General features: G+C 49.4%; 21 protein-coding genes and 4 tRNA genes. 18 read left to right on the top strand and 7 right to left on the bottom strand.

All coding sequences use genetic code 11. The annotated features are described in order from the left end of the window. Positions 1–97: 97 nt before the first annotated feature. The 4 genes from G441_RS0100990 (at position 98) to ychF (ending at position 3,179) form a co-directional block, all read left to right on the top strand. Positions 98–658, top strand: coding sequence for a DUF5655 domain-containing protein (locus G441_RS0100990; RefSeq protein ID WP_026374628.1), 561 nt, complete (start codon positions 98–100; stop codon positions 656–658). Positions 659–814: 156 nt separating this feature from the next. Next, positions 815–1,453, top strand: coding sequence for a 50S ribosomal protein L25/general stress protein Ctc (locus G441_RS0100985; protein ID WP_026374627.1), 639 nt, complete (start codon positions 815–817; stop codon positions 1,451–1,453). Between the two features lie 5 nt (positions 1,454–1,458). After that, the gene (gene pth, locus G441_RS0100980; RefSeq protein WP_026374626.1) at positions 1,459–2,043 is read left to right on the top strand and encodes an aminoacyl-tRNA hydrolase; all 585 of its coding nucleotides are present in this window, start codon (positions 1,459–1,461) and stop codon (positions 2,041–2,043) included. A gap of 44 nt (positions 2,044–2,087) precedes the next feature. Next, a complete protein-coding gene (gene ychF / locus G441_RS0100975) occupies positions 2,088–3,179 on the top strand; it encodes a redox-regulated ATPase YchF (protein ID WP_026374625.1) in 1,092 nt (363 codons plus the stop codon). A gap of 50 nt (positions 3,180–3,229) precedes the next feature. Here ychF and G441_RS0100970 read toward each other — a convergent pair whose 3' ends face one another. After that, on the bottom strand, positions 3,230–4,870 hold the full coding sequence (locus tag G441_RS0100970; RefSeq protein WP_026374624.1) for a methyl-accepting chemotaxis protein: 1,641 nt from the start codon (positions 4,868–4,870) through the stop codon (positions 3,230–3,232). A 257-nt stretch (positions 4,871–5,127) separates the two neighbouring features. On the opposite strand from G441_RS0100970, the gene G441_RS0100965 reads away from it, so the two are divergent. From G441_RS0100965 to G441_RS0100945, 5 genes are all read left to right on the top strand, one after another. Next, a tRNA-Met gene (locus tag G441_RS0100965) sits at positions 5,128–5,204 on the top strand. 26 nt (positions 5,205–5,230) lie between these two features. Further along, positions 5,231–5,315 (top strand) — tRNA-Leu (locus G441_RS0100960). A 4-nt stretch (positions 5,316–5,319) separates the two neighbouring features. Beyond that, positions 5,320–5,395 (top strand) — tRNA-Gln (locus G441_RS0100955). A 40-nt stretch (positions 5,396–5,435) separates the two neighbouring features. Continuing rightward, positions 5,436–5,511: transfer RNA gene (locus G441_RS0100950), tRNA-Gln, on the top strand. A gap of 128 nt (positions 5,512–5,639) precedes the next feature. Continuing rightward, complete coding sequence (locus tag G441_RS0100945; protein WP_026374623.1) at positions 5,640–7,043, top strand: alanine/glycine:cation symporter family protein; 1,404 nt, start codon at positions 5,640–5,642, stop codon at positions 7,041–7,043. A gap of 73 nt (positions 7,044–7,116) precedes the next feature. On the opposite strand, the gene G441_RS19805 is transcribed toward G441_RS0100945, so the two are convergent. Next, positions 7,117–7,290, bottom strand: a complete 174-nt coding sequence (locus G441_RS19805) for a hypothetical protein (protein WP_169726030.1) — start codon at positions 7,288–7,290, stop codon at positions 7,117–7,119. Next, the gene (locus G441_RS0100935; RefSeq protein ID WP_026374622.1) at positions 7,290–8,447 is read right to left on the bottom strand and encodes an FAD-dependent oxidoreductase; all 1,158 of its coding nucleotides are present in this window, start codon (positions 8,445–8,447) and stop codon (positions 7,290–7,292) included. The genes G441_RS19805 and G441_RS0100935 overlap by 1 nt, the downstream gene beginning before the upstream one ends. Before the next feature lie 129 nt (positions 8,448–8,576). Between G441_RS0100935 and G441_RS0100930 the strand changes: the two genes are divergently transcribed. The 8 genes from G441_RS0100930 (at position 8,577) to nhaR (ending at position 17,423) form a co-directional block, all read left to right on the top strand. Next, the gene (locus G441_RS0100930) at positions 8,577–9,428 is read left to right on the top strand and encodes a DMT family transporter (RefSeq protein ID WP_026374621.1); all 852 of its coding nucleotides are present in this window, start codon (positions 8,577–8,579) and stop codon (positions 9,426–9,428) included. Positions 9,429–9,541: 113 nt separating this feature from the next. After that, on the top strand, positions 9,542–10,978 hold the full coding sequence (miaB, locus tag G441_RS0100925) for a tRNA (N6-isopentenyl adenosine(37)-C2)-methylthiotransferase MiaB (protein WP_026374620.1): 1,437 nt from the start codon (positions 9,542–9,544) through the stop codon (positions 10,976–10,978). A gap of 17 nt (positions 10,979–10,995) precedes the next feature. Then, on the top strand, positions 10,996–12,033 hold the full coding sequence (locus G441_RS0100920) for a PhoH family protein (RefSeq protein WP_026374619.1): 1,038 nt from the start codon (positions 10,996–10,998) through the stop codon (positions 12,031–12,033). Continuing rightward, complete coding sequence (gene ybeY, locus G441_RS0100915; RefSeq protein WP_026374618.1) at positions 12,033–12,497, top strand: rRNA maturation RNase YbeY; 465 nt, start codon at positions 12,033–12,035, stop codon at positions 12,495–12,497. Before G441_RS0100920 ends, ybeY begins: the two co-directional genes overlap by 1 nt. Positions 12,498–12,530: 33 nt before the next feature. Continuing rightward, positions 12,531–13,391 carry a CNNM family magnesium/cobalt transport protein CorC gene (gene corC, locus G441_RS0100910; protein WP_026374617.1) on the top strand — a complete coding sequence of 287 codons (861 nt, stop codon included), beginning with the start codon at positions 12,531–12,533 and terminating at the stop codon, positions 13,389–13,391. 11 nt (positions 13,392–13,402) lie between these two features. Then, on the top strand, positions 13,403–14,896 hold the full coding sequence (gene lnt / locus G441_RS0100905; RefSeq protein ID WP_026374616.1) for an apolipoprotein N-acyltransferase: 1,494 nt from the start codon (positions 13,403–13,405) through the stop codon (positions 14,894–14,896). Positions 14,897–14,974: 78 nt separating this feature from the next. Then, positions 14,975–16,258 carry a Xaa-Pro dipeptidase gene (locus tag G441_RS0100900; RefSeq protein ID WP_026374615.1) on the top strand — a complete coding sequence of 428 codons (1,284 nt, stop codon included), beginning with the start codon at positions 14,975–14,977 and terminating at the stop codon, positions 16,256–16,258. Positions 16,259–16,493: 235 nt separating this feature from the next. Further along, entirely contained in the window at positions 16,494–17,423 is a 930-nt protein-coding gene (gene nhaR, locus G441_RS0100895; protein ID WP_026374614.1) for a transcriptional activator NhaR, read from the top strand. Here the strand turns inward: nhaR and ahpF are convergent, their stop codons facing one another. After that, complete coding sequence (ahpF, locus tag G441_RS0100890; RefSeq protein ID WP_026374613.1) at positions 17,424–18,995, bottom strand: alkyl hydroperoxide reductase subunit F; 1,572 nt, start codon at positions 18,993–18,995, stop codon at positions 17,424–17,426. A 78-nt stretch (positions 18,996–19,073) separates the two neighbouring features. Next, positions 19,074–19,637, bottom strand: coding sequence for an alkyl hydroperoxide reductase subunit C (ahpC, locus tag G441_RS0100885; RefSeq protein WP_026374612.1), 564 nt, complete (start codon positions 19,635–19,637; stop codon positions 19,074–19,076). Between the two features lie 257 nt (positions 19,638–19,894). On the opposite strand from ahpC, the gene G441_RS0100880 reads away from it, so the two are divergent. Further along, the gene (locus tag G441_RS0100880; RefSeq protein ID WP_026374611.1) at positions 19,895–21,538 is read left to right on the top strand and encodes a SulP family inorganic anion transporter; all 1,644 of its coding nucleotides are present in this window, start codon (positions 19,895–19,897) and stop codon (positions 21,536–21,538) included. 60 nt (positions 21,539–21,598) lie between these two features. Here G441_RS0100880 and greA read toward each other — a convergent pair whose 3' ends face one another. Next, entirely contained in the window at positions 21,599–22,075 is a 477-nt protein-coding gene (gene greA, locus G441_RS0100875; RefSeq protein WP_026374610.1) for a transcription elongation factor GreA, read from the bottom strand. A gap of 125 nt (positions 22,076–22,200) precedes the next feature. Continuing rightward, positions 22,201–25,419, bottom strand: a complete 3,219-nt coding sequence (carB, locus tag G441_RS0100870; RefSeq protein WP_026374609.1) for a carbamoyl-phosphate synthase large subunit — start codon at positions 25,417–25,419, stop codon at positions 22,201–22,203. Positions 25,420–25,427 lie beyond the last annotated feature (8 nt).

The following is a 25,427-nucleotide window of genomic DNA, read 5'->3' as shown; positions in this document are numbered from 1 at the left end:
CATATATTGAGGCGCCACTTCACAACTGGCGCCTTTTTTATGTCTGTTTGATGGACTGGTCTATGCTTTTATAGCGTCGCAACGGAACAGGAACGTAATGATGGCCACACCCGAACAACAGCTACAGACCATGCTGGACAACCTACCTGATAAAACCGGTAAGTCCCTCGAGCAATGGTATTCTGTTATAGATAGCGAGAAGCTCAACAAGCATGGCAAGATTGTAAGCATGCTAAAATCGCAGTGGCAGGTTACCCACGGCTTTGCCAACCTGATTGCCCAAAAATACCTTAACCGCAAAGACAGTGCGCCGTCCGATTTAATAGCTGCCCAATATGAAAATGGTAAACAGCCGTTGCGGCCCATCTATGACGCTATTACAGAACGTATACTTTGTTTTGGTGATGACGTCGAGATAGCGCCGAAAAAGACCTATGTCAGCCTCAGACGGAAAAAGCAGTTCGCGCTTATCCAGCCCTCCACAAAAACCCGTATTGACGTTGGTATCAACCTAAAAGACACACCTGCAGAAGGGCGTCTTGAAGCATCAGGCAGTTTCAATGCCATGGTCAGTCATCGAGTAAAAATCAGCGACATCAGTCAGGTTGATGATGAGTTAATTAACTGGCTTCAACAAGCCTATGCACAAGCCGGTTAAATTTAACATTGAATAGGTAAGTAGCGTTGTATAACGAAAAGGCAGATGGTAGAATTCGCCGCCCTTTTTTGAGGGGTTAACCTTGTTTACGGACGTAACGTCCGTGTTGAAAGTGGGTTTTGGTCGCAAAAATCCACGAATATTTTGGAGTACAACATGTCTGAAGCAATTTTTACACTGGATGCGGAAGTCCGCACAGACCTGGGGAAAGGTGCGAGCCGCCGCCTGCGTCATGCCGACAAAGTTCCTGCTATCCTTTACGGTGGCGATAAAGAGCCACTGGCACTGACCCTTGAGCACAACAAAGTGATCCAGGCACAAGAATTTGAAGCCTTTTATTCACACGTTCTGACTCTGAACATTGGTGGCGAGAAAGTCGAAGCGCTGCTAAAAGATATGCAGCGTCACCCGTACAAGCCTAAAGTTACACACATGGACTTCCAGCGTGTTGTAGCTGGTGAAGCACTGCATACCAATGTTCCTGTTCACTTCGTTAATGAAGACAAGTGTGCTGCGATCAAAACACAAGGCGGTCATGCAGAACACCACGTAAACGAGCTCGAGATCACCTGTCTGCCAAAAGACCTGCCAGAGTTCATCGAAGTAGATTTGATGAATGTAGAACTTGGCCAGACTCTGCACCTTTCTGACCTAAAAATGCCTGCGGGCGTAACCTTGGTTGAATTGGCTAAAGGTGAAGATCACGACTTGGCGGTTGTAACGGTCAAGGCCGCTAAAGGCGGAGCAAGTGCTGATGACGCCGAGGACGGTGAAGAAGAAGCCACTGAGGAATAATTTCCTTGGCGGACATTCGTCTGATTGTGGGCCTGGGTAATCCGGGCCCCGAATATCAATATACACGCCACAACGCCGGCGCTTGGTTCGTTCAGGCTCTCGCTGACACTTATCGTTGCCCCCTCAAACTGGAAAGCAAGTTCTTCGGCTATACAGGCCGGGTCCAGATAGCCAATCAGGACGTTCGACTACTTATCCCAACAACCTTTATGAACCGCAGTGGTCAGTCTGTATCCGCACTGGCGAGCTTCTATAAGATTACACCCGAACAGATTCTTGTTGCCTACGATGAGTTAGATTTACCTCCCGGCGTCGCCAAGTTCAAACAGGGCGGTAGCGCCAGTCAGAATGGCATTCGCGATATTGTCAGTAAATTAGCCAACAATAAAAACTTTCTGCGGCTTCGCATCGGCATTGGCCACCCGGGTCACAAAAGCAAAGTGACTGGCTACGTACTGGGGAAAGCCCCTCAGAACGAACAGCAACAAATGGATGAAGCAATTGATGAAGCCTTGCGCTGTACCGAACTTCTCATTAAAGAGGATCTCGTTAAGGCGATGAATCGATTGCACGCTTTCAAAGCAGAATAATTTACGTAACGTGTAAGTCACGTTATCTATATGAGGAATACATCATGGGATTTAAGTGCGGCATTGTAGGTTTGCCCAATGTAGGAAAATCCACCTTGTTCAATGCCTTGACCAAAGCAGGCATCGAAGCGGCCAATTTTCCATTTTGTACCATAGAGCCAAATACTGGTGTGGTGCCAGTACCCGATGAGCGCCTCGACAAACTGGCGGCGATTGTTAACCCTCAACGTGTGATCCCCACAACCATGGAGTTTGTGGATATCGCAGGTCTGGTCGCTGGTGCCTCTAAAGGCGAAGGTCTGGGTAATAAATTCCTGGCTAACATTCGCGAAACCGATGCTATTGGCCACGTTGTACGTTGTTTTGAAAACGATAATATTGTTCACGTCGCTGGCAAAGTCAGCCCTAAAGACGACATTGACGTGATTAATACCGAACTGGCACTGGCTGATCTGGAAACGACAGAAAAGGCTCTTATACGCGTTGGTAAGCGCGCCAAAGGCGGTGACGCTGACGCCAAATTTGAGCTCAAAGTGCTTGAAAAAATAAAGCCGCACCTCGATGAAGGACTCATGCTGCGCTCTCTGCCTCTGGAAAAAGAAGAGCTGGCTGCCATCAGCTACATGAATATGCTCACTCTGAAGCCTACCATGTATGTGGCAAACGTTAATGAGGACGGCTTTGACAACAATCCTTACCTGGATGAAGTGAAGGCCATCGCCGAACAGGAGAATGCGGTAGTGGTCGCTGTGTGTGCGGCAATTGAATCAGAAATCGCAGAACTGGACGATGATGAAAAGGCTGACTTTCTGGAAGAAATGGGCTTAGAAGAGCCTGGTCTGAATCGCGTGATCCGCGCAGGTTACAGCTTATTAACACTAAAAACGTATTTTACTGCTGGCGTAAAAGAGGTGCGGGCCTGGACCTTCCCTAACGGCTCTACCGCGCCACAGGCAGCAGGAAAAATTCACACTGATTTTGAAAAAGGATTCATTCGTGCAGAAGTCGTAGGTTATGACGACTATATCGCGAATAACGGTGAACAAGGCGCGAAGGACGCGGGCAAATGGCGTCTCGAAGGCAAAGACTATATTGTCAAAGACGGCGATGTCATCCACTTCCGATTCAATGTGTAACGGATAACATAACTGATTTGAGGCCCGCACATGCGGGCCTTTTTTATTCCTTATAGCTTGAAGTACTCCACTTCCTTTTTCAGTTCTGCTGATAGCTTACTCAGCGTAAAGGCAGCGGTATCATTGCTCTGCATCGACTGCATCGCGTCATCTGACATGGCGGCGATGTCTTCCATTGCTTTACTGATCTCACCTACTACTGACACCTGTCGAGCTGCTGCTGCTGCAACCTCTTTAACACGTTGAAGTGAATCAGTCGCTTGCTGCTCAATATTTTCAAGTAACTCGGTTGCCTTCATTGTCTGGGCTTTTCCGTTTTCCACCTGAGGTTGGGTCTTCTCCATCGCAGATACAGAAGCTGCGGTTTGCATTTGCACTTCATTTATCATTCCTTCGATCTGTGATGTCGCTTCCCCCGTCCTTTGCGCTAACTGACGTACTTCGTCAGCAACAACTGCAAAGCCGCGTCCAGACTCTCCTGCACGTGCAGCTTCAATAGCGGCATTTAAGGCAAGTAAGTTGGTCTGTTCCGAAATTCCACTGATCACGTTTACAATGCCGCCAATCTGTTTGGTGTTTTCTTCCAACAAACGAATTTGCTTCACCGTGTCATCGACAGTCCTAGCAATGCGTTCCATCTCATCAGCCGTATTATTCACGACTTCGCGCCCCTGCTCTGCATAGTCAACAGTGAGCCCGGAGTTCTCTTCGGTTTTGTGGGCGATTTGCGACACCTGATCGATGCTCTCGCGCATGGAACCCAATTTAGCCGCTGTTTCGCTGGTCAATTCAGCCTGGCTTTGTGCCGCAGCGAGTACCTTTGCCGAGCCCTCTGAGACTTCGCCAACTTGCACAGTCACATTATTCGCTGCATTGATGATATTACGCACGATACTGGTCAACTTATCACTCATCTCAGACACAGAGTCCAAAACACTCCCTTTAAATTCCGCATCATTTTCACGGGTAAGGTCACCGTCGGCCACGCGTTTTATTGCATTTTGCGCTTCGGATGGCTCCCCCCCCAGTGACGCCAGTAGACTTCTGTCAATCAAGAAACCAACTGCAAGTGAAAGCGCCACGGCAACGGCTACCAGTACGAGCATCAAATTTTGGAACCCACCAGCAACATCACGGGCTTCCGGAGTGGCGCTCTGATTCTGGTCCTCCTGATAATCGATAAACTCATTGATGGTGTTAAGCCACTCAATAAATGCCGGGCGGGCCTCATCTAGTAGTTGCTCGTCGACTGACTTCCCCGCTTTTTTGTCGCGCAGGATCTGTTCAATCATGGGTAGTGTTTTGGCTTGAATATTTTCAATGCGTTTGAGGATGTCCCGTTCGGTAGCGGTAAATTCCGTGCCGTCACGCAACATTGCGTTCATTCTGTTTTCCGACTCTGTGTAGAAGGATTCAAGCCGGCGAATTTCGCGTTCGAACTCTGAAATTTCGGCATTGCTACGAGCGATACCCACATCACGAATAGCGATTGCACGATCGTGTACGCTTCCCCTGAAGTTAATCGCATAACGTTGTTTTACTGAATTGATATCGGTTATTTCAGCAAGGGTGCGGTCAATGAAGTTAACCCGTTGAATACCTTGCACCGTTAACAATATAAGCAAAGCGAGAATGGTACCAAACCCTATCGCCAGTCGGGCTCTTACCGTAAGTGAAGATAAAAACTGCAATTTAGTCCCCTCTCTAAGAAAAAATTGATGTTTATAAACGCTTGATGTCGTGAATCAGTTCACTTCTTCTTAAGCTTTCTTCCCTGCTTGATGCCTTAGAATTGACTGAAAAACAGCAGATTTGTTTAGTATCTGTGCAATCAACTCAGCGGTACAAACACACTATCAAAAAGGGGTTGACGACCACCGGACAGATACGCATAATACGCGCCACTTCGAAACACCAACGATAAATAGTTGATGATAAGAAGTATCGTGGCTACGTAGCTCAGCTGGTTAGAGCACATCACTCATAATGATGGGGTCGCAGGTTCGAGTCCCGCCGTAGCCACCATTTCATGTAATATGAAATAGTCCAATGCGGAAGTGGTGGAATTGGTAGACACGCTGGATTTAGGTTCCAGTGCTTCACGGCGTGAGAGTTCAAGTCTCTCCTTCCGCACCATTGTTGGGGTATAGCCAAGTTGGTAAGGCAGCGGGTTTTGATCCCGCCATTCGTTGGTTCGAGTCCAGCTACCCCAGCCATCCCTTTTTTATACCGTCACGCAATTGCGGGTCAGTTTCTTGGGGTATAGCCAAGTTGGTAAGGCAGCGGTTTTTGATCCCGCCATTCGTTGGTTCGAGTCCAGCTCCCCCAGCCATATTCAAAACGCCGTTCTTTAACGGCGTTTTTTGTTTGCCTCCAGCAATTTAGCGTAACCTCTGGACACGCGCGCACATCAACGGCACACTTTGGTGCTTTGCAACTCACCTGTAGAGCCTGTTTATTTTGATTAACGATATCGTTGCAGCAGTCAATAATGTGCTTTGGGGCGACGGTCAGCTTCTGATCGTAATGCTGTTAGTCACCGGCGTATGGTTTACCTATCGTCTCGGATTCATCCAGCTTAAGCATTTTGGTCACATGTTCTCTGTCCTCAAAGGCAGTAAACAGGGAGACGCCTCGGGGATCAGCTCTTTTCAGGCCCTATGTACCAGCCTCTCTGCCCGCGTCGGCACCGGTAATCTGGCGGGCGTTGCCGTAGCCATCTCACTAGGTGGTCCAGGCGCGATATTCTGGATGTGGGTTATTGCGCTGCTGGGCATGGCAACCGGCTTTGCGGAAAGCGTACTTGGGCAACTATATAAAGTGCGTGATGACAACGGTGAGTATCGCGGCGGCCCTGCGTATTACATCAAGCAGGGGTTGAAAAATAAGTGGTTGGCGATTGTATTTTCCCTCTGCCTTTTCATGGGCTACGGCTTTGTATTTAGCGCGGTACAGGCCAATACCATTACTGACGCATGGAACAATGCGTACGGTATTCCCACTTTTTATGGTGGTTTACTCATCATCACGCTGGCTGGCCTTATCGTGGTGGGTGGCTTCAGGGCCATTGCACGGTTTTCCGAATACGTTATTCCAGTGATGGGCGTGGGCTACGCGCTGGTAGCCATCGGTATCACCCTGTTTAATATCGTTGATGTACCCGCCATGGTGTGGGATATCGTCACGCATGCATTTGGATTACAAGAAGCAGGTGCAGGCGCTTTTGGCGCAGCGGTCAAACACGGCATTCAGCGCGGACTATACTCAAATGAAGCAGGTTCGGGTAGCGTACCTCACGCTGCTGCCGGCGCAACGCCTTATCCCCCCCACCCCGTCTCGCAAGGCTATGTGCAGATGCTTGGGGTATTCCTCGATACCATGGTGCTGTGTACCTGCACCGCTGTCATTATCCTGCTGGCTGGCGGAGCAAATGGCACCGGCATGGAAGGTATTCGCCTGACGCAATCCGCTATGGAGTATCACCTTGGTAGTGGTGGTGAGGATTTTGTCGCCGCGGCCATCACCCTGTTTGCCTTCACGTCGGTAGTGGCAAACTATGCCTATGGTGAGAGTAATCTGCACATGTTCAGGCTCGACAATAAAATTGGCCGGATATGTTACACCAGCGGTTATCTGCTGATGATTTTATGGGGTTCACAAGCCGCTTTGCCCGATGTGTGGGCCATGGCCGATATGGCGCTGGGACTCATGACGGTAATCAACATCATCGCCATCCTGTGGCTAACGCCTACCATTGTCAGTATCAGTAAAGACTATTTCAGAAAAAGAGAAGCTGGCAAGGTCCCCGAATACAAAACGGGCGACTGCGAGATCCAGGGCAGCAGTGAGAAAGGTATCTGGTAGGAGATTCCTGACCGCGGCTTTGCCGCTCCCCTCCCGTCATACCCGAAGGTGCGCAGCACCTGTCGGGTATCATCTACACCACCAACATTATCAGTTGCACAACAATCAGGATCATGACCAATGGCCAGATCCAGCGGCTGAACTTGGCGGTAGTCTCATCACTCATTCGCAGGTTTGATTTTTCAATCAATGGAATAACAATAAACAGTGCCAGAAAAAGAATGGCTAAAATATAAATAACAGTCATCAAATCCCCATCGCGTATTTCATCACCTGAGTTTTAACCGGGCCAGCAGCATCCGCTAATTTCAGTCCCAGGTTACGCAGATGTTTCAATGGCGTAATGTCATTGCTAAAGGTCATATAAATGGCGTCCATGACAGACATCATTAACAAATTATCCTTTCGTCGTTTGGCCTGATAAGCCTTCAGTACATCAGGTGAACCTATATCGTCATTTTTTTCTATTGCGCCGTTCACGACGTCAAGTAGTGCAGCCACATCCCGGTAACCGAGGTTAACGCCCTGACCCGCCAGTGGATTAATAGTATGTGCTGCGTCACCGACCAGTACCACACCCGCTTTGACATAATCATTGGCATGCATTCTGGTCAAAGGAAATGCGGCATGCTGCAGCACGTCAAAATCATCAGCAAACGCGGGAAATTGCTGCACGATCTGCTCTTTTAAACGCCCTTTAGACAAGCTGCCAAGTGCTTTTAGGGTAGTTGGTTCGTCATACCACACCAACGACGCATAGCCATCGTACATGGGCAAAAATGCTCTGGGACCACAAGGGTGAAACTGTTGCCAGGTGATATCCTGCTGACCGTCTGTTTTAACCAGTATACCCATCGCATGCTGTGAATATTGCCAGCCATGTGTGCCGATGCCAGCAGCCTGCCGCACTCTTGATCTGGCACCATCGGCACCAACCAAAAGTCGTGCGCAGATTTCTTCACCACTGCTTAAGGTAACTCGGTTTGGTTGCCCAAGTCTTATATCCGCCGGGGTAGCGTCCTGATACAGTGTGATATTACTGTGCTGTGCGACCGCGTCCAGTAAGCCCAGTTGAATAATGCGATTCTCTACGATATAGCCAAGTACTGACTCATCTGCATCTGCGGCGTTAAATTGGGTTCTGGCGTCACTATTTTCCCACACCGCAAGATGACGCAGTGGGCAAAGCCGTTTAGTAGCAATATGTTGCCATGCTCCCAGAGACTCAAGTAACTTCACAGAAGCAAGACCAATTGCTGATACGCGAATATCAGGAGGCTGAGCGCTGTTATACGCCGAAGGCATGTGAGCTTCCAACACAGCGACCGTTAGACCAGACCGTGCCAGACCCAATGCTACCGCCCCACCGACCATGCCGCCACCGACGACACACACGTCATACATAGTTGTTCTCTGACATTTGAAAAAGCGTTATGCCTGACATTATTCCTTATCTGACAGGTTAAGAAAACAACGTGGTAAGTCGTCTATGGATTCCCTACACTACGCAACTTTCGTAGTAAGGAGGAAATCATGCCGTCGCCCGTCGTATTAGGTGCACTGTGTCTGATTGTTGCTGAGGCGCTTTTTGCCGGGGTCGGCGCTATGGTCAAACATCTGAGCGAGAGCCTGACGCAGACGCAACTGGTGTTTTTTCGAAATCTTGCCGCCATGCTAGTGATGTTACCCTGGATCCTGCGCGGCGGACGCACACTTATCCACACCGATAAATTTCCTCTGCATTTGTTCCGAGCCAGCACGGGCCTCATTGCCATGTACTGTTTTTTCTATGTGTTAGCAAACATGCCACTGGCGCCGGCGATGATGGCGCTTCTCATCGCCCCTTTTATTGTACCGCTGATCGCTCGTGTATGGCTTAAAGAAACCATTAGCATAAAAACGCTGGTAGCCATGATGATTGGTTTTGTTGGTGCGGCTCTGGTATTAAACCCGGGTTCTGAGGGCATTAACATATTTATTGTACTCGCTGTGCTTTGCGCTTGTTTAGTGGCCACCACAAAGTGCACCATCAGAAAGTTGACAGACAGCGAGCCTTCGCTGCGTATCGTCGGCTATTTTACCGGCATTTCTACGATCATTTCGTTTTTCCCCATGCTGTGGGATTGGCAGCCCATCTCTCTCCACAATACTGGCCTACTAGCCATTATGGGCGTGTTTGCCGCGGTCGGACAGGTACTGATGACACGAGCATTCAGGCTTGCGTCACCGGTTAAAATTGGTCTGTTAACCTATACCAGCGTGATATTTGCAGCGATGCTCGGTTACCTGCTCTGGCAAGAGCCCATTTCTACTGGTCTGCTGGCAGGCAGTGTGCTGATTGTGTGGGCAGCGAATATCACCCTGCGCCAGCGCTGGCTACTATAGAATGACTGGTACTCACAGGTAATTGGCGGTAAAATACGCGCCCTTTTTTGGCACCGACTGATAATGTAGCCGGTGTGTTGTTAACACATTAAAGAGTTCACGAGTATTCGGTTATGAGCAAAAAGCTGTACATCAAAACCTGGGGTTGTCAGATGAACGAGTATGATTCGGAAAAAATGGCCGATCTGCTTGATTCAACCCATGGCTACACGCTGGCTCAAGAGCCCGAAGAGGCAGATGTTCTGCTGCTCAATACCTGTTCTATTCGTGAAAAGGCGCAGGAAAAAGTATTTCACCAGCTAGGTCGCTGGAAAAACCTGAAGAAGACCAATCCACAACTGATTATCGGTGTAGGGGGGTGTGTGGCCTCTCAGGAAGGTGATCATATTCGCCAGCGTGCGCCTTTCGTGGATATTGTATTTGGTCCGCAAACCCTGCATCGCCTGCCTGAAATGATCAGTCAGATCCAGGGCGGTAAATCGTCCGTTGTCGATATCAGTTTCCCTGAAATTGAAAAGTTTGACCGTCTGCCAGAGCCCCGTGCGGAAGGCCCATCAGCGTTTGTATCCATCATGGAAGGCTGCTCAAAATATTGCAGTTTCTGTGTCGTTCCCTACACCCGTGGGGAAGAAGTCAGCCGCCCGGTGGACGATGTGATCTACGAAATCGCGCAGCTTGCTGAGCAGGGTGTCCGTGAAGTGAACCTGTTGGGTCAGAACGTGAATGCGTTTCGAGGTCCTCATCACGACGGTAGTATCTGTACGTTTGCCGAGCTGCTCGAACTCGTTGCCTCAATCGATGGCATCGATCGCATCCGCTACACCACATCTCATCCGGTTGAGTTCACCGATGACATCATTGCTGCTTACGAAACCATTCCAGAGCTGGTCGATCATCTTCATTTACCGGTGCAAAGTGGCTCAGACCGTATACTCAACCTGATGAAACGCGGCCATACGGCGATTGAGTATAAGTCTAAAATTCGTCGTCTGAAGAAAGTACGACCTAACCTGAGCATGTCTTCAGACTTTATTATCGGTTTTCCCGGCGAGACCGATGAGGACTTCGAAGCAACCATGGATCTGATTCAGGCAGTAGGCTACGACCTGAGCTTCAGCTTCATTTACAGCGCCCGTCCCGGCACACCTGCGGCAGATCTGCCTGACGATGTCAGTGAAGAGACCAAAAAACAGCGTCTATACCTGTTACAACAGCGCATCAACCAACAGGCGCAACAGATTGCTCGCAACATGCTGAATACCGAGCAGCGTATACTGGTAGAAGGGCCGTCCAAGAAAAACGTGATGGAACTGTCAGGACGTACCGAAAACAACCGTGTGGTGAACTTTGAAGGGTCACCAGATATGATAGGCGAATTCGTCGATGTGCTGATCACTGACGTGTTCACCAACAGTCTGCGCGGCAACGTGGTGCGTCGCGAAGCCGACATGGGCTTGCGTATCAGCCGTTCGCCCCAATCTATATTGAACCAGCAAGCGTCCATGCAGCCTGATGCAAACGGTGTGGCGCAATTCGTACCTGCAAAATAAGAGAGAGTAGAAAGAGTTTGAGTAACCTTGTTGCCAGTGAAATTGTACTAGAGCCTGAAGACAACCGTCGCCTGTCAAGCCTGTGCGGCCCGTTTGATGAAAATATCAAACAGATTGAACGACGCCTTGGCGTAGAAATCACTTATCGTAACAATGCGTTTAAGGTGACCGGAGAAGCCTTACAGGCGAATGGCGCGGTTGAGTTACTTAAACTTCTTTACATCGAAACCCAACCGGTACGCGGCAACATTCCGGAATTAGAGCCCGACCAGGTTCACCTGGCCATTCAGGAAGCCAAATGCCTGGAGCGAGCTGAGTCTGGTGCGTACGGCAAAGAAGTGCACATTAAGACTAAACGTGGCGTGATTAAGCCGCGCAATCCGCACCAAAGTCAGTACGTGGCCAATATCGTCAACCATGATATCAGTTTTGGTATAGGCCCAGCTGGAACAGGCAAAACGTATCTAGCCGTAGCCTGCGCTGTGGACGCGTTAGAGCGTCAGGAAATCAGACGTATCCTGCTGACTCGCCCCGCCGTTGAAGCGGGTGAGAAGTTGGGATTCCTACCTGGCGATTTATCACAAAAGGTCGACCCTTATCTGCGTCCTTTATATGATGCACTGTTTGAAATGCTTGGCTTTGAAAAAGTCGAAAAACTGATCGAGCGTAACGTCATCGAAGTTGCACCTCTGGCCTATATGCGCGGTCGCACCCTGAATGACGCGTTTATCATTCTTGATGAAAGCCAGAATACCACGGTGGAGCAAATGAAAATGTTCCTGACCCGCATTGGCTTTAACTCTAAGGCCGTTATCACCGGCGATATCACCCAGGTGGATTTGCCCCGCGGCGTGCGTTCAGGTTTGCGTCACAGTATTGAGGTATTGCAGGACGTGCAGGACATCTCATTTAACTTCTTTAATGCTAACGATGTCGTACGTCACCCGGTTGTGGCACGCATCGTCAGAGCATACGAAGAATATGATGCTGAGCAGCAACGTCTGAGTGCCCAAAAAAAAGCAGCTGACAAAGCCAACAAATCAGCTGACCAATAATGCATCACGTCGTTGATATTCAATTCGCAAGTGACGCTCCCGAACTTCCCAGCAGTGAAGATATTCAGCGCTGGGTTAATGCTGCGCTAAATGAGAGCGGTGACATCACTGAACCTCAAGAGCTGACAGTGCGCGTCGTTGACAGTGACGAGTCGCAGCAGTTGAATCAGCAGTATCGTGGTAAAGACAAACCCACCAATGTGCTGTCATTTCCATTCGAGGCACCACCGGGCATTGAATTAAATTTACTCGGCGATCTGGTGATCTGCGCTGACGTGGTGAAACGCGAAGCAGATGAACAACACAAGCCTGAAATGCACCATTGGGCCCATATGATTGTGCATGGCGTCTTGCATTTATTGGGCTACGACCACATACAGGATGACGATGCCGAAGTGATGGAATCGCGTGAGATCGCAATTTTATCGCAATTAGGAATTGACGATCCCTACCAAGATCATTAACTATAACACTCCAATAAACAGACCAAAGAACGAATGAGCGAAGACAATCCCCACTCTACGAGCGGCTCTTCTAACAAAGGCTGGCTAGAAAAAATCGTCAATACCTTTACCGGAGAGCCGAAAAGTAAAGAAGAACTCGCCGAGATGATCTGCGATGCGGAACAGCGTGAGCTTATTGATCCCGCGACCCGTGAAATGATCGAAGGCGTGATGGAAGTCAACGAAATGCGGGTCAGGGATATCATGATACCCCGCGCCCAGATGGTCACCATCGATATCGGCCAAAGTGTCGAAGAGTTTCTGCCCTTGATGCTGGACTCTGCGCACTCACGCTTCCCTGTTATCAGCGAAGACAAAGATCATATCGAAGGTCTGTTGTTAGCAAAAGATTTACTTGCTTACGCATTCATCCCCGGCAAAGAATTTAAGTTACAGGATGTCCTGCGTCCTGCGGTTATCGTACCGGAGAGCAAACGTGTCGATGTGCTGCTCAAAGAATTCCGTCAGCAGCGCTATCACATGGCCATCGTGGTCGACGAGTATGGCGGTGTATCAGGACTAGTCACCATCGAAGATATTCTTGAATTAATCGTTGGTGAAATTGAAGACGAGTACGATGTTGATGAGGACGGTGGTGACAATATCCGTTCGCTTAATAAGCAGACCTACTCTGTTAAAGCACTGACGCCGGTTGAAGATTTCAATAATTACTTTAAAACGAACTTTGACGAAGAAGAAGCTGACACCATTGGTGGCATCGTGCTCAAAGCCTTTGGTCATATGCCGGAAACCGACGATGAAATCAGTATTGATGACATTCAGTTCAAAGTCACCAACTCCGACAAACGACGCCTGGTGCAGTTAAAGATCACCCTGCCGTCCCAGGACGAATAAGCGCGACGTCGATGTTGCGTTATATCGTCGCCCTGCTGGCAGGCGCGTCTCTGACGCTGGCCTACGCGCCCTTTGGGTTATGGCCAATCGTTTTTATTGCTGTACCGCTGGTGATTATATTACTCCAGCGCATTGAGCCACGGCGACAGTTTCTGTTTAGCTGGCTGTTCGGCCTGGGCTGGTTTGGGGCAGGCATCAGCTGGGTGCACGTTAGCATCGCCGATTTCGGCGGCTTGCCGTTGATTGCCTCCATGGCGCTGATGTTTTTACTGTGCGGCTATCTGGCGCTCTTCCCTGCTGCGGCGTTAAACCTCATTGCAAATCGTTTTCCCACTTCGATGTGGCCGTTGGCATTGCCTGTTGCATGGACCTTGTTCGAATGGCTACGCAGCTGGCTTCTGACCGGTTTTCCCTGGTTAAGTATTGGTTACAGCCAGATAGATAGCCCGTTATCAGGATGGATGCCGGTGATTGGCGAAACTGGCGTCAGTGCATTAGTCATGATGCTGTGCGCTGGAATTGCTGTATGGTTACCTCAGCGTAAATGGCTAGCAGTACTTACTGTAAGCTTCACGGCATTTTTCAGTGGTTTCGTACTGAACACTGTGAGTTGGACAGAGCCTGGCGGTGAACAGGTTAACGTGGCGATGGTCCAGGGCAATATTCGTCAGGAGTTACGATGGGCACCAGAGCAGGACATGCCCACTATGCAAAAGTATCTGGACCTCACACAGTCACTTTGGGACAACGATCTGATCATTTGGCCAGAAGCCGCGATACCCAGGTTAGAGAGCCTGTCTCAGGACTATTTGCAAGAGCTTGATGATTTAGCGGCCAAGAAAGACACCGGGTTAATCACCGGCATCGTTAATTACAATTTTGAAACCCGGCAGGTATTTAATAACCTGATCACACTTGGCAAACGGCATGCCGATGATGACGCCGGCCATTATCAATATCTACATGACAACCGCTTTGCCAAGCATCACCTGTTGCCGATCGGAGAGTTTATTCCGTTGGAGGACTGGCTGAGAGGCATTGCGCCCCTGTTTGATTTACCCATGTCCTCCTTTACTCGTGGCGCATTCAGACAGCCCAATCTGGTAGCAAATTCAGTACATCTGACACCTGCAATTTGCTTTGAAATTGCCTTTCCCCGTCAGGTAGGTGCAAATATTGACCAGCATACCGATGCGATTATCACCGTAAGTAACGACGCCTGGTTTGGCCGTTCACATGGACCGGCTCAGCATCTTGAAATCGCCCGGGTTAGAGCGAAGGAGTTTGGGTTACCTGTACTCAGGGCAACCAACAATGGCATCACCGCGTTTATTAATGAAAAAGGCGACGTCGTCGCTCGTTTACCTCAGTTTCAGGCGGGCAGCATCGAACATACGGTGGAAAAGGTGACAGGCTCGACACCTTACCGACGCTTTGGGGACACGATTATTTGGCTTGTGATGCTTTGTCTGACCATAGAATGCTGGCGTGCATCACGCAGATAGCTTGCGTTTTTAACTTCACTAATTTTTCGGTGACGTTATTATAGCTCCACACTTCAATTCCAATCTCACAGGTAGTTTATGAAAATTCGTGTTGCGCTTTTAGCGACGCTGTTTCTCGGTATTGGCTTATTTTCGTCGGCACATGCCAAACTTCTCGTTATCACAGCAGATCGATTAATTGATGTTGAGTCAGGTGAGGTCCTCGAACGGCCGCTGGTAATCGTTGAAAATAATGTGATTAAAACAGTGGGTAAGCAAAATAGAATGGCTATCCCCGAGGGCGCGCAGGTGCTGAATCTGGAAGGACAAACACTGTTGCCTGGGTTGATGGACATGCACGTGCACCTTACCAGCGATGCCACTAAACATGGCTATAAGCGTCTTGCAGTATCGGTACCCCGCGCTGCGATAACCGGCGTGAAGCACGCTGAAAAGACCCTGATGGCAGGATTTACCACCGTACGCAATGTCGGTGCACCGGGCTTTACCGATGTTGCACTGAGAGACGCAATCAATGATGGCGACGTGTTGGGGCCAAAAATGTTTGTATCTGGACCGTCAATCGGTGTGACCGGTGGGCACTGTGACAATAATTTATTGCCCTATGACTATCACCAGTACAGTGAAGGTGTCGCCGATGGTCCTTGGGAAGTGCGCGAGAAAGTCAGACGCAACATCAAATATGGCGCGGATGTGATTAAATTCTGCGGCACTGGCGGCGTGTTGTCTAAAGGTACAAAAGTGGGTGTGCAGCAATACAGTCAGGAAGAAATGGATGCCGTGGTCGCCGAGGCGCACCTGCGCGGACTCACTGTCGCGGTGCACGCACACGGTACTGACGGAATCAAAGCCGCAATAAAAGCGGGCGTAGATTCTGTTGAACATGTCAGCCTGCTCGATGACGAAGGCATTGAACTGGCATTGCAACATGGTACCTATTTTTCAATGGACATCTATGTCACTGAATATATTTTAGGTGAAGGCGAACAAGCGGGGATCTTGCAGGAAAGTTTGGACAAAGAACGCGTCGTTGGCACAAGACAGCGGGCTAATTTTGAAAAAGCCGTGAACGCGGGCGTAAAAATGGTGTTTGGCTCAGATGCTGGCGTGTATCCACACGGCGATAACGGCAAGCAATTTGCGCGCATGGTGCGTTTTGGCATGACGCCAATGCAGGCTTTACAGGCAGCGACGATTAACCCTGCCACGTTGCTTAAACAACAGGATAAGCTCGGCAGTATCAGCGCGGGCAAACTGGCTGATATCGTAGCTGTCAAAGGCAATCCTTTGGAAGATATGGCATTGATGGAGTCAGTGACTACCGTTATCAAAGACGGTGTTGTGGTTAAATACGCAGAGTAATTGATGTAGGCCTCCGCCTGCGCGGAGGCGACAAATAAAGAGCGGCGGAGGCAACGATGTCTTTTTTTGTCATGCCGGCCGCAAGAAGTTTTGTCATGCCGGCCGCAGTGCCGGCACCTCCCCCCACAACTAAGTGAACCTTTTCCTCCGTATCGCCTTATCTATTCAGGTTAGATAATTATTTCCTTTGATTTGAGGATGTTTACTTCGTTTTTCCCGAAGTAGAGGTTGGTTAATGGCAGACTCTCTGAATTATAAACACCTTCATTATTTCTGGGTGGTCGCGCATGAAGGCAGTATTGCCCGCGCAAGTGAAAAACTGCACATCACACCGCAAACTATTAGCGGACAACTGACCTTGCTGGAAGAGCGAATTGGCCACCCATTGTTTGACCGCATTGGACGAAGCCTACAACTGACTGAAACCGGACGCCTGGTACTTGGCTATGCCAATGATATCTTTGAGCTGGGGAAAGAGTTAGCGGATGTTCTGCGTGGCGCGCCAGCGGTAGGCACTTCGGAGTTTATTGTCAGTGCCGCCAGTGCTTTGCCTAAAACCATTGTGAATAAAATTATTGAACCGGCACTGCATGCGGAGCACGACATCTGTCTGACCTGCAAAGAAGGACCGGTCGAGTCTATTCTCGCTGACCTGGCAGTACACGAGGTCGACATGGTGTTGTCAGATATCCCTCTCAACAGCGGTCTCAGTGTCAAAGCCTACAATCATTTCCTGGGAGAATCAGTACTCACATTTTTCGCCAGCCCCACGCTGGCGCGAACAGTTGCCCCCGACTTTCCCTTATCATTGCACAAAGCACCTATGCTGCTGCCCACCAAACAGTATGCTATTCGCCAGCAATTTGATCGCTGGACCGCGGAACGCGATATTTTTCCGTTGATTAAAGGTCAGTTTGATGACAGCGCACTGATGAAATCATTCGGGCAGCACGGTCATGGCCTGTTTTTTATGCCCAGCATTATTGAACAGGAAGTCTGCCAGTCGTTCGATGTTGAAGTGGTGGGAAGAATAAGTGAACTTAAACAACGCTTCTATGCAATAACGGCTGAACGCAAAATTAAGCATCCAGCCGTCGCGACCATTTGTGAGGTAGCCCGTGAGAAGATCTTTTCTGAATCGCTCACGGACTCTAAGACAACCTGATTAGTTGAAGTGTTTGATCAGGTAGTCAAACGCAGCCAGTGATGCTTTGGCACCCTCACCCATCGCTATTACTATCTGTTTGTATGGGACGGTGGTCACATCGCCACAGGCAAAAATACCCGGCTCGCTGGTCTCACCTTTTTCGTTGATCACAACTTCTCCGTACTTAGTCAGTTCAACTACGCCATCGAGTCCCTGACTGTTCGGCAGCAGGCCAATTTGTACAAACACGCCCTGCAAATCAACGCGTTGAGTGTCACTCGTTTCACGGTCCTGGTACTCAATGCCATCCACTTTGCCGTTTGAAGCGGTAATTTGCTGCGTAGCAACGTTGGTCAGCACCGACACATTTTCACGTTGATAAAGCTTATCAACCAGAACTTTGTCGGCTTTCAGTTCCGGCATAAATTCCATCACAGTCACGGATTTCACAATACCCGCCAGATCAAGAGCCGCTTCGACGCCAGAGTTACCGCCACCGATCACCGCAACATCTTTGCCCTTATAAAACGGTCCGTCACAGTGTGGGCAGTAGGCAACACCATTACCAACGTTTTCTTTCTCGCCGGGTACGCCAAGCTCGCGCCATTTCGCACCGGTTGCAATGATGACGGTTTTGGAGGTGATCTCCTCGCCCGAACTTAACACCAGCGTCTTCACGTCACCTTTTTTGATTTGCTCGACTCGCATGTGTTCTTTTATCGTCACATCATAGTCGGCCAAGTGTGTGTGCAGTGCGCCGGTTAACTCAGTACCCGTGGTTTTAGGCACGGAAATCAGGTTCTCGATATCCATGGTGTCTTTAACCTGGCCGCCAAAACGATCGGCAACGATCGTCACTTTTAAGCCTTTACGCGCTGCATAAATCGCGGCTGCCACACCGGCCGGACCACCACCGATAACGGTCACATCCTGCTCAGGTAGCGCTTCTGTTGGCGCAGCCTGCTTGCCCAGATCGGGATGGGCCTGCTTCAATTTATCGATAAGTTGTGCCGTATCTACCTTACCGTTAGCGAATACCTCGCCATTCAAAATAACAGTCGGTACACCCTGGATATTGTTCTGCTCAACCAACTCTGGGAACAGACCGCCGTCAATCATTTCCGTTTTAATGTGAGGGTTCAGCAAGGCAAACTGATTCAGCGCCTGAACCACATCAGGACAATTATGACAGCTGAGGCTGATATACACTTCAAAAGACAGCGGTTTGTCCACTGCTTTGATCATATTCTGTAGCGTACTGTCCAGCTTGATTGGCGTACCTGCCGCCTGTAAAAGAGCCAGTACAAATGAGTTAAATTCGTGGCCGCCCGGAATGCCCGAGAACACAATGCCGGTAGGCTCGCCATTTACTTCAAGGGTAAAGCTTAATCCTGAACGCAGAGCGTATTTGTCAGGCTCTACAACGTTCAGATTGTCAGACACGCCAGCAACCTGTTCGAGAAACGATTTGAGTTCCTGACGTTTTTCTTGATTTGATTGCCCATCGTCTTGTTGCAGAACCAGTGTGACCGGTGACTGCATGTTGGCGGTGTATTGTTTAAGCGCCTGTAAAATGTCGTTAGTAAGCATGGTTCCACCTTTAAACATTAGGGTTAAAAAAGGGCGCCTGTGGCGCCCGATAACAAGGGTACAGGAAGACCTTTATGTTTAGATTTTGCCAACCAGGTCCAGGCTAGGCGTCAGTGTTTTCTGACCTTCTTCCCACGCCGCAGGACATACTTCACCGTCGTTGTTGGCAACGTACTGAGCCGCTTTCACTTTGCGCAGCATGTCTTTCGCTGAACGACCGATGCCCAGATCGTGGATTTCAGCCACTTTAATTACGCCGTCAGGGTCTGCCAGGAACGTACCGCGCAGTGCCTGACCTGCTTCTTCGATCATGACGTCAAAACCGCGCGTTATCTTACCAGTAGGGTCACCCAGCATTGGGAATTTGATCTTGCCGATAGCTTCACTCGCATCGTGCCATGCTTTGTGTACGAAGTGCGTGTCAGTAGACACTGCGTATACTTCAACGCCCAATTTCTGTAATTCTTCGTAATGGTTAGCCATATCTTCCAGCTCAGTCGGACATACGAAAGTAAAATCCGCTGGGTAAAACAGAAAGATTGACCACTTACCTTTTACATCTTCGCTACTGATGGTGGTGAAGTCACCGTTGTAAAATGCGTCAGTAGTAAACTCTGGGATAGTCTGGTTAATCTTTGCCATGAGTAAATTCCTCTATGTTGTTAAATGCTATGGCCGCTTGCCATGTTTAAATAATAGGGTGCGTCTCTAATCTGTTAAAATGGAGTTTATCAATCTGCTTAATCTATTTTTGCAATCACAAAATTTGTAGGAGGGTCAACAGAACGACTTTTCAATAGGAGGCTTCAAGTGGTCGGGCTTTTAATAAAGTGATGGCTTATTAATTGGTGTTACTTTACCCTCCTACGTTATTGATCATGCAAAAGAATTTCTGAGCAGTGTTTAATCTGATTAATGGTTCAAATCTACGAGGCGACATACTCGGCGGCCTCACCGCCGCGATTGTGTCCTTGCCGCTTGCATTAACCTTTGGGGTTGCATCCGGGGCTGGAGCCGAGGCCGGATTATACGGCGCGGTACTGGTTGGTCTTTTTGCCGCCCTGTTCGGTGGCACCCCTACCCTCATCTCAGAGCCCACCGGTCCGATGACGGTTATCATGGCTGCGGTGGTATCATCTACGATTGCTGCCAATCCAGAGAATGGCCTGGCCATGGCCTTCACCGTTGTGATGATCGCCGGTGCATTCCAGATCATGTTTGGCGCGCTGAGGTTAGGGAAATACATCACCTTAATGCCCTACAGCGTTGTGTCCGGATTTATGTCGGGCATCGGTTTTATCCTAATCATTATGCAACTGGCTCCCCTCACCGGGCATTCTGCTCCACCAGGTGGTGCGACCGGTATGCTGCTGGCCTTACCGGAACTGATAAAGACAACCAATCCGGTCGAGGTTTTATTGGGCCTGGCGACCCTGTGCATTATTTTCTTATCGCCTAATCGAATTAAAAAATACGTACCGCCACAACTCATTGCACTGGTGGCTATCTCATTGGTGTCGGTATTCTTCTTAAGCGATAACAGTATTAATCGTATCGGTGAAATTAATGTCAGTCTGCCATCGATACAGCTTCCTGTATTCACAGCCGCGCAGCTGCAAACCATGATGCTGGACGGCATGATCCTCGGCATGTTGGGTTGTATTGATTCCATGCTGACATCGGTCATTGCAGATAACCTCACCCGTACAGAGCATAAATCCGATAAAGAACTGATTGGTCAGGGTATTGGTAATATCTTCTCTGGCCTGTTCGGCGGGTTACCCGGTGCCGGTGCGACCATGGGTACCGTGGTAAATATTCAATCTGGAGCCAGAACGGCGTTATCCGGCGTTGTCAGGGTGGTTGTGCTGATTATTGCCGTGTTTGGTGCCGCACAGCTACTAGAGAGCATTCCGCTTGCAGTACTGGCCGGCATTGCCATCAAAGTTGGGCTCGATATTCTTGACTGGAGCTTTATCAAACGGGCTCACCGCGTGTCATGGCAGTCTACTGCGATCATGTATCTGGTATTGCTACTCACTTTGTTTGTCGACCTGATCGTTGCAGTAGGCCTGGGTGTCTTTATTGCCAACATCATGACCATTGAAAAGCTGAGTCGCGCGCAGGAAGGCAATATCAAAGCTATCAGTGACATGGATGACAAGCTGCCACTGAATAGAGAGCAGCGCGCGTTAATGAATGCTGCTAACGGAAGAATATTGCTGCTATACCTGAGTGGACCAATGATTTTCGGCGTTGCCAAAGCGCTTGCCAGAGAGCAAGCCGCATTGAAAGACTGTGACGCCGTCATTGTTGATTTAACCGATGTCTCTTTTCTAGATGACACTATCTCACTGGCGATTGAAAACGTTATCAAGGAAGCCGTAGAAAGCCTTAAAGAAGTCTATGTGATCACCAAGCAGAAAAAGGTACAGGAAAGAATGTTACGGATGGGAATGGAAGACATTATCAGCGAACACAGGTTCATTGATAACCGCACTGAAGCACTGCGATTGGCCAGTTTCAAGCTGGGAATAAGCTAATACCGACTAAAAACTAAAAACCCGCCTGATTAGGCGGGTTAGGTTAAAGCGCAGTAACGCTTAGATGTATTCTACTGCAACGATTTCGTACTCAACCGTACCAGATGGCGTCTGAATGTTGACAACATCATCCAGCTCTTTGCCAATCAGTCCTCTGGCAATGGGTGAGTTGACTGAAATCAGGTTGTTTTTGATATCTGCTTCATCGTCGCCAACGATGCGATAGGTCGTTTCTTCATCCGTATCGAGCTTGAGTATCGTTACCGTCGTGCCGAATATCACTTTGCCGGTATTTTCCATTTTGGTGACATCGATAATCTGTGCGTTTGACAGTTTAGCTTCGATGTCCTGAATACGCCCTTCACAAAAACTCTGCTGCTCTCGTGCTGCGTGATATTCAGCATTTTCTTTCAAGTCGCCGTGCTCGCGCGCTTCTGCGATAGCCTCGATGATTTGTGGGCGTTTAACCGTTTTTAGCTCATTCAGCTCTGCGCGCAGAAGCTCCGCTCCATGCGCGGTCATGGGATATTGGTTCATTTATTCACTCTTTCATTCAAAGCCGTCTCGGCTTAAAAAGTAAGGTTGGAAAAGAAAAATGCGCACACCGCCGGGCAGTCTGCGCACCATTTTTTAAAGCATAGCGCCTATCAGGCGTCTTGTCACTATCGCACCCGCTCGTGCAGCTCCTGCACTGAGGCAACACGCGCCCTGTCGTCCGCTTCCTGTGCGTTGACTGTGGCGAATGCCGCATTCAGCGTCGTGGTATAGGTCACTTTATTGAGCAAGGCTTCACGTCGTATATATACCGAGTCGGTAATCGCCTGACGTCCTTCAGTGGTATTGATTATGTAGCAATACTCACCGTTTTTGATTGAGTCGACGATGTTTGGTCTACCCTCAGACACTTTGTTGACCACCGTGCTCATTATACCTGCATCGTAGAGCACCGTTGCAGTACCCCGCGTCGCTTCGATCTTAAAGCCTTTTTCAACCATGAATTTGGCCAGATCAATCACACGTTTCTTATCGGTCGCGCGAACGGAGATCAGTGCTTTGCCTGCTCTAGGAAGTGGCGATCCAGCGCCAAGATTCGCTTTTGCGTAAGCTTCTTCGAAAGTATCACCTACGCCCATTACCTCTCCAGTAGAGCGCATTTCTGGACCAAGTAATGGGTCGACACCCTGGAACTTGGCAAATGGCAGCACCACTTCTTTCACAGAGAAGTACGGCGGGATGATTTCCTCGGTAATACCCTGATCCTGCAATGACACACCAGCCATTGCGCGTGCCGCAATCTTGGCCAGTGGACGCCCTGTCGCTTTAGACACAAAGGGTACGGTACGCGCAGCACGAGGATTAACCTCAATAAGGTAAACTTCCCCGTCCTTGATCGCAAACTGCGTGTTCATCAAGCCAATAACGCCCAGCTCTAATGCCATGGCCTCGACCTGTTCCCTCATCAGCTGCTGGATATCTGCAGCCAAAGAGTGTGGTGGCAATGAACAGGCAGAATCACCTGAGTGCACACCTGCCTGTTCAATGTGCTCCATAATCCCGCCAATGACCACCTGTTGACCATCACTGATAGCGTCGATATCCACTTCAATGGCATCGTCGAGGAAGCGATCCAGCAGCACAGGTGCCTCGTTAGACACTTTCACGGCTTCATTCAGGTAACGTTTAAGGTCCTTGAGGTCATAAACAATTTCCATAGCTCGTCCACCGAGCACATAGGAAGGTCTGACAACCAGAGGGAAACCAATTTTTTCGGCTTCGGTCAGGGCCTGCTGCATGTCACTTACAGTGGCATTCGCCGGCTGCTTGAGACCGAGTTTGTTGACCATATGCTGAAAACGCTCGCGGTCTTCAGCGCGGTCAATGGCATCAGGGGAGGTACCGATAATAGGTACACCGTTTTTCTCCAGTGCACGAGCCAGTTTCAGTGGTGTCTGGCCACCGTATTGCACGATAACGCCTTTCGGCTTCTCAACACGCACAATCTCCAATACATCTTCTAGTGTGACAGGCTCAAAATACAAGCGGTCTGAGGTGTCGTAATCAGTAGATACGGTTTCAGGGTTACAGTTCACCATGATGGTCTCGTAACCGTCTTCACGCATTGCCAGTGCTGCATGCACACAGCAATAGTCGAACTCAATACCTTGTCCGATACGGTTTGGACCGCCGCCCAACACCATGATTTTGTCTCTATCCGACGGTGCTGCCTCGCACTCTTCATCGTAACTGGAGTACATGTATGCGGTGCTGGTAGCAAATTCAGCGGCACAGGTATCAACGCGCTTATAAACGGGTACGACGCTGAACTTGTGACGCAGTTCGCGGACGTCTTTCTCCGACACGCCAGTTAGCTCAGCGATGCGTGAGTCAGCAAAGCCCTTTCGTTTTAACAGGCGCAGAAAATCGGCATTAATACCGGACAGACTTTTCTCTTCGATTTGTGCTTCCAGTCTGATGATCTCTTCGATTTGGACCAAAAACCAGCGGTCAATCTTGGTGATATCAAACAGCTCATCGACGCTCATGCCCATGCGGAACGCATCGGCAATATACCAAATGCGCTCTGCACCCGGCTCTCTGAGTTCGTAAATCAGTTTTGACTTTGCCTCCGGATCATCAATATCGATGATCGGATTAAATCCGTTCGCACCGACTTCCAATCCGCGCAGTGCTTTTTGCAGTGACTCTTGCTGGTTACGACCAATCGCCATCACTTCACCGACAGATTTCATCTGCGTAGTCAGGCGATCGTTTGCGCCAGCGAATTTTTCAAAGTTAAAGCGTGGGATTTTGGTGACAACGTAGTCAATGGACGGCTCGAAAGACGCAGGAGTCAGCCCACCAGTAATGTCGTTAGCCAACTCATCCAGGGTATAACCTATGGCCAGCTTGGCAGCCACTTTGGCAATAGGGAAACCTGTGGCTTTTGATGCCAGCGCTGAAGAGCGGGACACGCGTGGGTTCATTTCTATGATCACCATGCGGCCTGTGTCAGGGTCGACACCAAACTGTACGTTTGAGCCGCCCGTTTCGACACCGATTTCACGCAGTACTGCCATCGCAGCATTACGCATGATCTGAAACTCTTTATCCGTCAGCGTCTGTGCCGGTGCGACCGTAATTGAGTCACCTGTGTGTACGCCCATCGGGTCAAAATTCTCGATAGTACACACAATGATGCAGTTATCCGCTTTATCGCGGACCACTTCCATCTCATATTCTTTCCAACCGATAAGCGATTCGTCAATCAGCAGTTCGTTGGTCGGCGATAAATCCAGACCGCGGCGGCAGATTTCGTTGAATTCATCGATGTTATACGCGATACCACCACCGGTTCCACCCATGGTGAATGACGGGCGGATAATGCACGGGAAGCCTATGCGGCTTAGCACATCGTGGGCCTGTTCCATATTGTGTGCAATTTCAGCGCGTGGACATTCCAGGCCGATAGATTTCATCGCTTTATCGAAACGTTCGCGATCCTCGGCTTTATCAATGGCATCCGCAGTGGCGCCAATCATCTCAACGCCAAATTCCTCAAGTACGCCAAGGCGATTCAGATCAAGCGCACAGTTCAAAGCGGTCTGGCCACCCATAGTCGGCAAGATCGCATCAGGGCGTTCTTTTTCAATGATCTTCTTTACGACTTCCCAGTGAATTGGCTCGATGTAGGTTGCATCGGCCATTTCTGGGTCGGTCATGATGGTCGCTGGATTAGAGTTTACCAGGATGACGCGGTAGCCCTCCTCTCGCAGGGCTTTACAGGCTTGGGCACCTGAATAATCGAACTCACAGGCCTGGCCAATGACGATAGGGCCAGCGCCAAGGATGAGGATACTTTTAAGGTCGGTACGTTTTGGCATGTGGCTTA

This window comes from Aestuariibacter salexigens DSM 15300 (assembly GCF_000429145.1).
Lineage (GTDB): Bacteria > Pseudomonadota > Gammaproteobacteria > Enterobacterales > Alteromonadaceae > Aestuariibacter > Aestuariibacter salexigens.
This window is presented reverse-complemented; position numbering and strand designations above follow the sequence as displayed.